The organism is Pseudomonas sp. 1152_12 (assembly GCF_052850675.1).
On sequence record NZ_VXCW01000004.1, the window covers coordinates 273236 to 285307 of the forward strand.

The 12072-nt window shown below is 59.7% G+C and carries 8 protein-coding genes and 2 pseudogenes; 6 read left to right on the top strand and 4 right to left on the bottom strand.

The genetic code is table 11. The features are described from left to right. Positions 1–109: 109 nt before the first annotated feature. Positions 110–1912 carry an acyl-CoA dehydrogenase gene (locus tag FW764_RS09080; RefSeq protein WP_446433643.1) on the top strand — a complete coding sequence of 601 codons (1803 nt, stop codon included), beginning with the start codon at positions 110–112 and terminating at the stop codon, positions 1910–1912. On the opposite strand, the gene FW764_RS09085 is transcribed toward FW764_RS09080, so the two are convergent. Both FW764_RS09085 and FW764_RS09090 read right to left on the bottom strand, forming a co-directional pair. Further along, the gene (locus FW764_RS09085; protein ID WP_446433644.1) at positions 1909–2202 is read right to left on the bottom strand and encodes a cell division protein ZapA; all 294 of its coding nucleotides are present in this window, start codon (positions 2200–2202) and stop codon (positions 1909–1911) included. The genes FW764_RS09080 and FW764_RS09085 overlap by 4 nt on opposite strands. Then, a complete protein-coding gene (locus tag FW764_RS09090) occupies positions 2199–2429 on the bottom strand; it encodes a hypothetical protein (protein WP_446433645.1) in 231 nt (76 codons plus the stop codon). The genes FW764_RS09085 and FW764_RS09090 overlap by 4 nt, the downstream gene beginning before the upstream one ends. A 342-nt stretch (positions 2430–2771) precedes the next feature. Between FW764_RS09090 and FW764_RS09095 the strand changes: the two are divergent. The 5 genes and pseudogenes from FW764_RS09095 to selO form a co-directional block, all read left to right on the top strand. Further along, positions 2772–3428, top strand: a pseudogene (locus tag FW764_RS09095) (MCP four helix bundle domain-containing protein); the annotation flags it as partial. 303 nt (positions 3429–3731) lie between these two features. Continuing rightward, positions 3732–4331, top strand: a pseudogene (locus tag FW764_RS09100) (methyl-accepting chemotaxis protein); the annotation flags it as partial. Between the two features lie 169 nt (positions 4332–4500). After that, entirely contained in the window at positions 4501–6243 is a 1743-nt protein-coding gene (locus FW764_RS09105) for a potassium/proton antiporter (protein WP_446433646.1), read from the top strand. 54 nt (positions 6244–6297) lie between these two features. After that, on the top strand, positions 6298–9636 hold the full coding sequence (gene mscK, locus FW764_RS09110) for a mechanosensitive channel MscK (RefSeq protein WP_446433647.1): 3339 nt from the start codon (positions 6298–6300) through the stop codon (positions 9634–9636). Positions 9637–9684: 48 nt separating this feature from the next. Continuing rightward, positions 9685–11148 (top strand): protein adenylyltransferase SelO, encoded by a 1464-nt coding sequence (gene selO, locus FW764_RS09115; protein WP_446433648.1) that lies wholly within the window; start codon positions 9685–9687, stop codon positions 11146–11148. A gap of 5 nt (positions 11149–11153) precedes the next feature. On the opposite strand, the gene FW764_RS09120 is transcribed toward selO, so the two are convergent. Together FW764_RS09120 and FW764_RS09125 are read right to left on the bottom strand one after the other, a co-directional pair. Beyond that, positions 11154–11555 carry a helix-turn-helix domain-containing protein gene (locus FW764_RS09120; RefSeq protein WP_263274397.1) on the bottom strand — a complete coding sequence of 134 codons (402 nt, stop codon included), beginning with the start codon at positions 11553–11555 and terminating at the stop codon, positions 11154–11156. Further along, positions 11552–11848, bottom strand: coding sequence for a type II toxin-antitoxin system HigB family toxin (locus tag FW764_RS09125; RefSeq protein ID WP_446433649.1), 297 nt, complete (start codon positions 11846–11848; stop codon positions 11552–11554). The genes FW764_RS09120 and FW764_RS09125 overlap by 4 nt, the downstream gene beginning before the upstream one ends. Positions 11849–12072: the final 224 nt, after the last annotated feature.

Here is a 12072-nt window from a genome sequence, read left to right on the forward strand (position 1 = left end):
TTTCAAATCCCCCGCCGCTGTTCTGCCTCTGCATCACGCAAATCAATCTTGCTATCCAGCCTCTATTCGCACGCTTAGACTCAGGCCATTCCCTAAAAGGTAAGCCGCCATGTCCGAGACGCTGCTCAGTTCCCGCAATCTGGCTTTCGAGCTGTACGAAGTCCTCGATGCCGAGGGCCTGACCGAGCGCGAGCGGTTTGCCGAGCACAACCGCGAGACCTTCGATGCCGCCATCAGCACGGCGCGCAACATTGCCGAAAAGTACTTCGCGCCGCATAACCGCAAGAACGACGAAAACGAACCGCGCTATGAAGACGGCAAGGCGATCCTGATCCCGGAAGTGAAACCCGCCGTGGACGCGTTCCTCGAAGCCGGCTTCCTGAACGCCGCGCGCAGCTTCGAAGCGGGCGGCATGCAGTTGCCAACCTTGCTGTCCCAGGCTTGCTTTGCGCACTTCCAGTCGGCCAACGCGGCCTCAACCTCCTACCCGTTCCTGACCATGGGCGCCGCCAACCTGATCGAAAGCTTCGGCACCGAGGCGCAAAAGCGGCGCTTCCTGCAGCCGATGATCGAGGGCCGCTTCTTCGGCACCATGGCGCTGACCGAGCCCCATGCCGGCTCGTCGCTGTCGGATATTCGTACACGGGCAGAACCGGCAGCTGACGATACCTATCGCCTCAAGGGCAACAAAATCTTCATCTCCGGTGGCGATCATCCGCTGTCGGAAAACATCGTGCACATGGTGCTGGCCAAGTTGCCGGATGCACCGGCCGGGGTAAAGGGCATTTCGCTGTTTATCGTGCCCAAGTTCCTGGTCAACGACGATGGCAGCCTGGGCGCGCGCAATGACGTGCTGCTGGCCGGGCTGTTCCACAAGATGGGCTGGCGCGGCACCACGTCCACGGCGCTTAACTTCGGCGATAACGGCAACTGTGTCGGCTATCTGGTGGGAAAACAGCACCAGGGCCTGAGTTGCATGTTCCAAATGATGAACGAGGCGCGCATCGGCGTGGGCATGGGCGCAGTCATGCTCGGTTACGCCGGTTACCTCTACTCGCTGGAGTACGCCCGCGAACGCCCACAAGGTCGCCTGCCCGACAGCAAAGACCCCAGCACCGCGCCGGTCTCGATCATTCAGCACGCCGATATCAAGCGCATGCTGCTGACGCAGAAGGCCTATGTGGAAGGCGCCTTCGATCTCGGCCTGTACGCCGCGCGGCTGTTCGATGACACCACCACCCTGGAAACCGACGCCGAACGCAAGCAAGCTCACGAACTGCTCGACTTGCTCACACCGATCGTCAAATCCTGGCCGTCGGAGTTCTGCCTCAAGGCCAACGAGCTGGCGATCCAGATTCTCGGCGGCCACGGCTATACCCGCGAATACCCGGTGGAACAGTACTACCGCGACAACCGCCTGAACCCGATCCACGAAGGCACCCACGGCATTCAGTCCCTGGATTTGCTCGGGCGCAAGCTCGCCCAGAACGGCGGCGCGGGCCTCAAGCAACTGATCCGCCTGATCGCAGAAACCGGCGCGCGGGCGCAGCAGTACCCGTCACTCACGGCGCTGCGAGCCCCCCTGGAACAGTTAGTTAACCGCCTGCAAAGCGTGACGATTGGCCTGCTGACCGATCTCGCCCAAGGCAAGGTCAACAGCAGCCTGGCGAATTCGGCGCTGTATTTGAAAGTGTTCGGGCATACGGTGATTGGCTGGCGCTGGCTGGAGCAGGCGATTCGCGCTGAGGAGGGCTTAGCCAAGGGCAATGCCGCGGACGCTGCCTTTTACAAAGGCAAGCTCCAGGCCGCTCGGTACTTCCTGACCTGGGAAGTGCCGAGCTGCCATCATGAACTGGCGATTCTGGAGGCGCGTGATGACACGTGCGTGGGGATGCAGGATGAGTGGTTCTAAGCCGTTCCGATCGCCTTGGAAATCACGTCGACCGTGGCGCTGACTTGCTCTTGGTAACGGTCGAGTTCCTGCTGGTGGTGCTTCTGCATTTCGATCTGCTCGGCGCACAGGTTCAGCGCGGCCAGTACCAATAATTTGTCACCGATCAGCGTCGGGTACTTTTTCTTGGTGGTGGCCAGGGAGGCCTTAAGCATGGTCACAGCGTGCATCAGGGTCTGATCTTCCCCGTCCGGCGCCTTGATCGAGTAATCCTCTCCGAGAATCGAAACGACCTTTATCCCTTCATTCATGCGCTGACAGGACCTGCGCTCACACGCTCAACCAGTGCCTGGATACGCGCGGCGGTGGCGCCGTGCTTTTCTTCCTGTTCCATCAGGTTCAGTTGCAGGATGTCGTTTTCGTCCTTAGCGCGGGCCAGCTCCGCTTTCAGGGCTTCATTGCTGCCGAGCAGGTCTTGATTCTGTTGTACGAGGTCAGTGACCAGCTGTTCAAGCTGGCTGAGGGATGCTTCTAACATTTTGATTTCTCAGCTTTTTCAAAGGGCGGTGACGATAAAGAAAATTCACCTCGGATGCCAGGGTTATCCCCGGCGCGCAGCCCGATTTTTAAGGGCCGGGCTGCACTTTCGAGCCTTAGTGACTGCATTTACCCGATCTGGTTCCTGAATCCGTCCAACCCCTCGTCAGATGCGACAAAAGCGCGCGCCCCCTTAAGACTTTAGTCGCATGGCCGATACGCAATGCACACCTCGTCTCATGGCCGCACGGATCGCGCTTCCCCCCAGGACTCCCGCATGTCTCTTCGTAATATGAATATCGCGCCGCGCGCCTTTCTTGGCTTTGCGTTTATTGGCGCGCTGATGTTGTTTCTCGGTGTGTTCGCCTTGAACCAAATGAGCAAGATTCGTGCTGCCACCGAAGACATCACCCAGTCCAGCGTGCCGAGCATTCGCGCCCTTGACGAATTTACCCAACTGACCCTGCGCCTGCGGGTGTTGTCGTACCGCCTGCTGACCAACCGCGAACCGGACGTGCAGCAAAAGACCCTGGAAGCCTTTGAACTGCGCAACCAGCAGATCCGCACCGCGCAGGGCGTCTACGAAAAACTCATCGAGACTGGCGAAGAACGCTCGACCTACAACGAATACGTGCGCTTGCTCAGCCAGTATCACCAGATCGAAGAGCGCATGAAGAGCCTGTCTCGCGCCAACCAGATCGACGACCTGCGCACCTTGCTCAACACCGAATTGCTGAGCAACTCCGAGCAGGTCAACGCGGTGCTGACGCGGCTGCTGGACCTCAACAACACGATGGCCAACGCCACCAATCAGCAAGCCAAAGACCAATACGATATGGCGTTTAACTTGGTGGTAGGCCTGCTGATCATTGCCACGGCGTTGACCCTGCTGTTCGCCTGGCTATTGACCCGCAGCATCACCTTGCCAATCGCCCAAGCCTTGGAAGCCGCCGAAGAAGTCGCCGAAGGCAACCTGACGCGCCCGATCAAGGTCGACGGCAACGACGAAGCCGGCCGCCTGCTGGCCGCCATGGCCAAGATGCAAGACAAGCTGCGCGACACCCTGCAACGCATCGCCGGTTCCGCCACTCAGTTGGCGTCGGCAGCGGAAGAGTTGAACGCCGTCACCGACGAGAGCGGCCGCGGCCTGACTCAGCAGAACAATGAAATCGAACAAGCCGCCACCGCCGTCAACGAGATGACCAGCGCCGTCGAAGAAGTTGCGCGCAATGCCGTGAGCACCTCCGAAGCCTCGCGCGCCGCCACCACCTCTGCTGGCGATGGCCGTGACTTGGTGCAGGAAACCGTCAGCGCCATCGAGCGCATGAGCGGCGACGTGCAAGCCACTGCCACGCTGATTGGCAACCTGGCGAATGAATCGCGCGACATCGGCAAGGTGCTGGACGTGATTCGTGGCTTGGCCGACCAGACCAACCTGCTGGCGCTGAACGCCGCGATTGAAGCTGCGCGCGCAGGTGAAGCCGGGCGTGGGTTTGCCGTAGTGGCCGATGAAGTACGGGCCTTGGCCCATCGTACCCAGCAGTCGACCAGCGAGATCGAGCGGATGATCGGCAGCATTCAAGCCGGCACTGAGCATGCAGTGGATTCGATGCGTAACAGCACCGAGCGCGCGGAATCGACGCTGAACATCGCCAAAGGTGCCGGGATGTCACTGGACACCATCAACACCGCGATTGTCGAGATCAACGAACGCAACCTGGTCATCGCCAGCGCCGCAGAAGAGCAGGCGCAAGTCGCGCGGGAAGTGGACCGTAACCTGGTAAATATCCGCGACCTGTCGGTGCAATCAGCCACCGGCGCCGGCCAGACCAGTGCGGCGAGCGGCGAGCTGTCACGCCTGGCGGTGGATTTGAATGGGATGGTGGGGCGCTTCAGGCTTTAACTGACACCGGTGATCCCTTGTGGGCGCTGGCAAGCCAGCGCCCACATTGGATTGATGTATACCCTCAAAAGCTTTTTGACAGCACAGCAATTCAACAGGTTAGAATCGCTGGCACGCAGACTGCATGGTCAGTTTGCGCCTCGTCTTTCTTGCTCATGGAGTACTGCCTTTGAATGCGACGACCATCAACAGCCTGTTCTTGATCGGCGCGTTGCTGGTAGGTGCGAGCATTCTGGTGAGTTCTCTTTCGTCGCGACTGGGCATCCCGATTCTGGTGATTATCCTGGCCGTGGGCATGCTCGCTGGCGTCGATGGCGGCGGCATCATCTTTGATAACTACCCGACTGCCTACCTGGTGGGCAACCTCGCCCTGGCGGTCATCCTGCTCGATGGCGGTTTGCGCACACGGGTGGCGAGTTTCCGTGTGGCACTGTGGCCGGCGTTGTCGCTGGCCACAGTGGGCGTGCTGATCACCACCGGCCTCACCGGCATGGCCGCCGCCTGGCTGTTCAACCTCAACATCATTCAGGGTTTGCTGATCGGCGCCATCGTCGGCTCGACCGACGCCGCTGCGGTGTTCTCGCTGCTCGGCGGCAAAGGGCTGAACGAACGGGTCACCGCCAGCCTGGAAATCGAATCCGGCAGCAACGACCCGATGGCGGTGTTTCTCACCGTCACCCTGATCGACATGCTCGCCAGCGGCCAGACCGGCCTGCACTGGAGCCTGCTAACCCACCTGATCCGCGAATTCGGCATCGGTGGCATCGTCGGCCTGGGCGGCGGCTGGCTAATGCTGCAGATGGTCAACCGCATCAACCTGGCCACCGGCCTGTACCCGATCCTCGTCATCGCTGGCGGACTGCTGGTGTTCGCTCTGACCAATGCCCTGCACGGCAGCGGGTTCCTCGCCGCGTACCTGTGCGGCTTGGTGATCGGCAACCGCCCGGTGCGCAGCCGTCACGGCATTTTGCACATGCTCGACGGCATGGCCTGGCTGGCACAGATCGGTATGTTCTTGGTGCTGGGCCTGCTGGTCACGCCGCATGACTTGCTGCCAATTGCCCTACCGGCCCTGGGCTTGGCGCTGTGGATGATCCTGTTTGCGCGGCCGTTGTCGGTGATGGTCGGCCTGCTCCCGTTCAAAGCGTTCCACGGTCGCGAAAAAGCCTTTATCGCCTGGGTCGGCCTGCGCGGCGCAGTACCGATCATCCTCGCGGTGTTCCCTTTGATGGCCGGCCTGCCTCACGCCCAGCTGTACTTCAACTTGGCGTTCTTTATCGTACTGGTCTCGCTGCTGGTGCAGGGCACGAGCCTACCGTGGGTGGCCAAGCTGCTGAAAGTGACCGTACCGCCAGACCCTGCGCCAATTTCCCGTGCGGCCTTGGAAGTGCACGTCACCAGCGAGTGGGAGCTGTTCGTTTACCGCCTGGGTGTGGAGAAATGGTGCATTGGCGCAGCCCTGCGCGAGCTGAAAATGCCCGAAGGCACGCGGATCGCCGCGCTGTTCCGTGGCCAGCAACTGCTCCACCCGTCGGGTAGCACGGTGCTGGAAGTCGATGATTTGCTCTGCGTGATCGGCCACGAACACAACCTGCCGGCCCTGGGCAAACTGTTCAGCCAGGCACCGCAACGCGGCCTCGACCTGCGCTTCTTCGGCGACTTTGTCCTTGAAGGCGACGCCCAACTAGGCGCGGTTTCGGCCCTGTACGGCCTCAAACTCGACGGTATCGACCCGGATATGCCATTGAGCCGCTTCATCACCCAGAAGGTCGGCGGTGCACCCGTTGTAGGCGACCAAGTGGAATGGAACAATACGCTTTGGACCGTTGCGGTCATGGACGGGAACAGAATCGGAAAAGTCGGCGTCAAATTTCCCGAAGGAAGTCGTCCAGGCCCTGGCCTCTTCCTCTAAACTGCGGGGCTATTGCCACGCCCCCACCTTCTTTACCTTGCTCGACCGGTATCCATGACGACTCTGCGCACCTTTTTAGCCACTGCCCTGCTGGGCCTGACCCTTTGTGTCGGCAACGTTTACGCCGCCGATCCGCCCAGCGCCGACGCCATCCAGCAAACCCTGGACAAGCTGCCCGACCGCAAGCTGCCCGATGCCGACATGAAGGCGCTGCAAACCATCTTGCAACAGACCCTGACCTACCTGGGCAACAAGCAGGATTACGAGCAGCGTCTCGCCGACCTCAAGCGCCAGCTGGAATACGCCCCGCGCCAGACAACCGACAACCAGCGCGAGCTGGTGCGGCTCAAGGCCACCAAAATCGTCCCGGTGACACAACGCTACTCCTCCTTGCCGGTGCCGCAACTCGAGCAATTGCTGGTGCAGCGCACGACGCAGCAAGGCGACCTGCAAAAAGACATGGCTGACGCCAATAGCATGTCCATTGCCGCCCAAACCCGTCCCGAGCGCGCCCAGACCGAAATCAGCAGCAGCCAGATCCGCATCCAGCAGATCAATTCCATCCTCAAGGCAGGCAAAGATAACGGCAAGCCCCTCACCGGCGACCAGCGCAACCTGCTGAACGCCGAGCTGGCCGCCCTTAATGCCTTGATTCCATTACGCCGTCAGGAACTGGCCGGCAACAGCCAACTGCAGGACCTGGGCAATAGCCAGCGCGACCTGACGACAGAGAAAACCAGCCGCCTGGAGCAGGAGATCCAGGACCTGCAAACCTTGATCAACCAGAAGCGCCTGGCGCAGTCACAGCAGACCGTTACGCAACAATCCATCGAAGCGCAAAAAGCCGGTGGCAGCAGCCTGTTGGCCACCGAAAGCGCGGCCAACCTGAAGCTGTCCGACTACCTGCTCAGAAGCACCGACCGCCTCAACGAGCTGACCCAGAAAAACCTGCAGACCAAGCAGCAATTGGACACCGTGACCCAAAGCGACTCGGCACTGGACGAGCAGATCAACGTGCTCAAGGGCAGCCTGCTGCTCTCCAAGATTCTCTATAAGCAGAAACAAGCACTGCCAAGCCTCAGGGTCGACCGCGATCTGGCGGACGATATCGCCAACATTCGCCTGTACCAGTTCGAGATCAACCAGGAACGCGAGAAAATCAACACCCCCAGCACCTATGTGGATAACCTGCTGGCCAATCAGCCTCCGGATGATGTCACCCCGCAACTACGCCGAACATTGCTTGAACTGGCGATCACCCGTAGCGACCTGCTGGAGCGCCTGAGCCGTGAACTGAGCGCGCTGCTGAACGAATCCATCACCCTGCAACTGAACCAAAAACAACTGCTCAGTACCACCACCACCCTGCGCGCGACACTCGACGAGCAAATGTTCTGGATCCCCAGCAACAAGCCGCTGGACACCGAGTGGCTGGAAACCGTACCGGCGCACCTGAGCAAGCAAGTCACCACCCTGCCATGGGCCTCCAGCGTCAGCGAACTGTATGACGGCCTGACCCAGCGCCCGCTGCTGTTCCTGCCATTGCTACTGTTGATCGGCGCCCTGTTATGGCGGCGTAAAGCACTGTATCAACGGCTGAACAAGGTCCATCTGGACATCGGCCACTTCAAGCGCGACAGCCAATGGCACACGCCGCAGGCCATCCTGATCAATATCTTGCTGGCTATGCCGGTAGCCCTGGGCCTGGCGCTGTGCGGCTACGCGTTGCAAATCGACGCCCGTGGGCAAAACGCCAACCTGGGCTCGGCCCTGCTGCAAATCGCCCAGGCATGGCTGGTGTTCTACACCGCTTATCGCATCCTCGCGCAGGGTGGCGTGGCGGAACTGCACTTCCGTTGGGAAAAAACCCAGGTCCAATTCCTGCAAGGCTGGGTGCGCAAGCTCGGGCTGGTAGTGCTGGCACTGGTGGCCGTGGTGGCAATCGCCGAGCATCAACCGGCGGCACTGGCCGACGACGTGTTGGGCATCGGCGTGGTGTTGACCTGCTACGCACTGATGGCCTGGCTGCTGGGCCGTTTGCTGCTCCACAGCCCGACCCACGAAAAAGCCTCACTGTTTCGTAAAGCCATGGGCCTGATGTTTACCGCCCTGCCCGTCGCCCTGTTTATCGCCGTGTGCTTTGGCTACTACTACACCGCGCTCAAACTCAGCGACCGCTTGATCAATACCCTGTACCTGCTGATGCTCTGGCTGGTGATCGAAGCCACCTTCGTGCGCGGCCTGGGCGTTGCCGCACGCCGCCTGGCCTACGCACGCGCCCTGGCCAAACGCCAGGCGGCCAAGGAAGCCGGGGATGGCGAAACGGTGATCGAAGAGCCGACCCTGGACATAGAGCAGGTCAACGAACAGTCCATGCGCCTGATCCGCCTGGCCTTGCTCGGCGGTTTCATCGCGGCGCTGTATTGGGTGTGGAAAGACCTGATCACCGTGTTCTCCTACCTGGACAACATCACCCTTTACGAATACTCCAGCGGCACCGGCGCCAATATCAGCATGGTGCCGATCAGTATCGGCGACTTGCTGGGAGCGTCGATCATCGTCGGCATCACCGTTGCCCTGGCGCGCAACTTGCCTGGTTTGCTCGAAGTACTGGTGTTGTCCAAGTTGGATCTGGCCCAAGGCAGCGCGTATGCAACCACCACCTTGCTGTCGTACATGATTGCCGGCATCGGCTTCGTATCCGCCTTGTCCACGCTCGGCGTGAGCTGGGACAAATTACAATGGCTGGCGGCAGGCTTGACGGTGGGGTTGGGCTTCGGATTGCAGGAGATCTTTGCCAACTTTATCTCCGGCATCATGATCCTGTTCGAACGCCCGGTGCGTATCGGCGACACCATCACCATCGGCAACCTGTCGGGCACGGTCAGCAAGATCCGCATCCGCGCCACCACCATCACCGACTTCGACCGCAAGGACATCATTGTCCCGAACAAGACCTTCATCACCGGCCAGTTGATCAACTGGTCGCTGACCGACACCATCACCCGGGTCACCCTGAAACTGGGCGTGGACTACGGCTCCGACCTGGACCTGGTCAGGGAGTTGTTACTCAAGGCCGCGCGAGAAAACCCGCGCGTGCTGAAAGAGCCGGAACCTCAGGTGTATTTCCTCAACTTCGGCGAAAGCACTCTCGACCACGAACTGCGCATGCACGTGCGCGACCTCGGTGACCGCAACCCGGTGATCGACGAGGTGAACCGCTTTATCAACCGCGAGTTCAAGAACCACCACATCAACATCTCGTTCCGCCAGATGGAGATCTACCTCAAGAACCTCCACGGCCAGGAATACAAGCTGGTGGAAGTTGACCCGCCGACCAAACCCGCCAACGACGGCGGTGTTCAGGAACCGCCACCGAGCAAACTCGACTAACGCGCCTATCCCCAGCAGAATGCTCGGACATTCTGCTGGAGATGGCCGGTGAAAGCCCTCGACGAACTGACCTTCGACAACCGCTTCGCACGCCTTGGCGACGCGTTCTCAACCCACGTATTGCCTGAGCCACTCGACGAGCCGCGCCTGGTGGTGGTGAGCAATGCCGCCATGGCCCTGCTCGATCTCGACCCGGCTGCAGCCGAAACGCCGGTGTTCGCTGAGTTGTTTGGCGGGCACAAGCTGTGGGCGCAAGCGCAGCCGCGGGCGATGGTCTATTCCGGCCATCAGTTCGGCGGCTACTCCCCACAGTTGGGCGATGGCCGTGGGTTGTTGCTGGGCGAGGTGTACAACCAGGCTGGCGAGCATTGGGACCTGCACCTTAAGGGCGCCGGGCTGACGCCTTACTCGCGCATGGGCGATGGCCGCGCGGTATTGCGTTCTTCGATTCGTGAGTTTTTGGCATCTGAAGCCCTGCATGCCTTGGGCATCCCCAGCAGCCGCGCCGTGTGCGTGATCGGTTCCAACACCCCGGTCTGGCGTGAGAAACAGGAACGTGGCGCCATGGTATTGCGCCTGGCTCACAGCCATATCCGCTTCGGGCATTTCGAGTATTTCTACTACACCAAAAAGCCCGAGCAGCAGAAAGAATTGGCTGAGCACGTGCTTTCATTGCACTACCCCGAGTGCATGGAGCAGCCTGAGCCGTACCTGGCAATGTTCCGCGAAATCGTCGAGCGCAATGCCGAAATGATCGCCAAATGGCAGGCCTATGGCTTCTGCCACGGCGTGATGAACACCGACAACATGTCGATCCTGGGCATCACCTTCGACTTCGGGCCGTTTGCGTTTCTCGATGACTTTGACGCGCACTTCATCTGCAACCACTCCGATCACGAGGGCCGTTATTCCTTCAGCAATCAAGTGCCGATTGGGCAGTGGAACCTCAGCGCGCTAGCCCAGGCGCTCACCCCGTTTATCAGCGTCGACGCCTTGAAGGAAACCCTCGGGCTCTACCTGCCGCTGTATCAGGCACATTACCTGGACCTGATGCGCCGCCGGCTGGGGCTGACCACCGCCGAAGACGATGACCAGAAGTTGGTGGAACAGTTGCTCAAGCTGATGCAGAACAGCGGCGTGGACTACACACTGTTCTTCCGTCGCCTGGGCGATGAGTCGGCGGCGCTGGCCGTGGCGCGGTTGCGCGATGACTTTGTCGACCTTGCCGGGTTTGATGCTTGGGCTGAGCAGTACAAAGCCCGCGTTGAACGGGACGGGAAGTGCAGCGAAGCACAACGCCGCGAGCGCATGCATGCGGTAAACCCGCTGTACATCTTGCGCAACTACCTGGCACAAAACGCCATCGCCGCCGCCGAGTCAGGTGATTACAGCGAAGTACGGCGGCTGCATGAAGTGCTGAGCAAGCCGTTTGAAGAGCAGGCTGGGATGGAGCAATACGCCCAACGGCCGCCGGATTGGGGTAAGCATTTGGAGATTAGTTGCTCTTCATAAAACCTTTAGATAAACGTTTCCACTGACACCCTGAAACGTTCCGCCAGCCAACGTATTTGCCGCACGTTGAGCTGGCGCTTTCCGCTCAGGATTTCTGAAACAACCGACTGTGTACCTACACCTGGCAGATCACTCTGGTTTAAACCGTGCTCGCGCATCATGTAGCGCAGCACGTCGACGCCACTGGCGGCGGGCATTGGGCGATGCTCATGATCGTAGGCTTCGATCCAGTCACTGAGGATATCTACCAAGCTCATCAGCGGGCTGTCCTCGTTTTCGCCGACCAGGCTTAACAACTCGTCCAAACCACACACCAGCGCGTCGTAGTCCGCCTCGTTTTCTGGTTTGCGCATCACTGGCGAAACAAATTGCCAGTGTTCGGCCGCTACTCGCATAAGCGCACTCATCTTATTTTTTCCTTCCATTTATCTTTCTCATAATCGCGGTGATCAAGCAGGTGCTTGATGTAAACGCGCTGCGCCCGATACTCCACGCCAGCAACAAGCCGCAGCTTGTTGCCTCCGATATCGAATACATGAAACTCCCCGACCTTATCCGTGGCGGGAAACATGGCTTTCATCGCCGCGAAGTCTTTGGGGGCGTTTTGCTTCATTACCCGATACCACTGATCCAAAGCCGTTGCTGAACGTGGCCACTTTTCCTTTACTTCCCAGATCCTTTTCTCGCTGATCACTCGCATGCAACATCCTTATCGCATCTTGCTATGAAGGTTAAATCCGAATCCGAATTATCGCAATTTGCTATATTTGCAAACAGACAGATGGCGTAAAACAGAACAAGCGCTGACAGCTTAGATAGACCGCCTCACACCAGCTTGGGCAAACTGTGAGTGTATGAGTCATTTGCTCCACACCTTGATAAACCCGGTCGCTGACTCCAAATTCACTCCATGGCCAATTCCAA

Coding starts and splice junctions, on each gene's coding strand:
- FW764_RS09090 (WP_446433645.1), bottom strand. CDS start 2,429: ATGTTAGAAGCATCCCTCAGCCAGCTTGAACAGCTGGTCACTGACCTC.
- mscK (WP_446433647.1), top strand. CDS start 6,298: ATGACGACTCTGCGCACCTTTTTAGCCACTGCCCTGCTGGGCCTGACC.
- FW764_RS09080 (WP_446433643.1), top strand. CDS start 110: ATGTCCGAGACGCTGCTCAGTTCCCGCAATCTGGCTTTCGAGCTGTAC.
- FW764_RS09085 (WP_446433644.1), bottom strand. CDS start 2,202: ATGAATGAAGGGATAAAGGTCGTTTCGATTCTCGGAGAGGATTACTCG.
- FW764_RS09120 (WP_263274397.1), bottom strand. CDS start 11,555: ATGAGTGCGCTTATGCGAGTAGCGGCCGAACACTGGCAATTTGTTTCG.
- FW764_RS09125 (WP_446433649.1), bottom strand. CDS start 11,848: ATGCGAGTGATCAGCGAGAAAAGGATCTGGGAAGTAAAGGAAAAGTGG.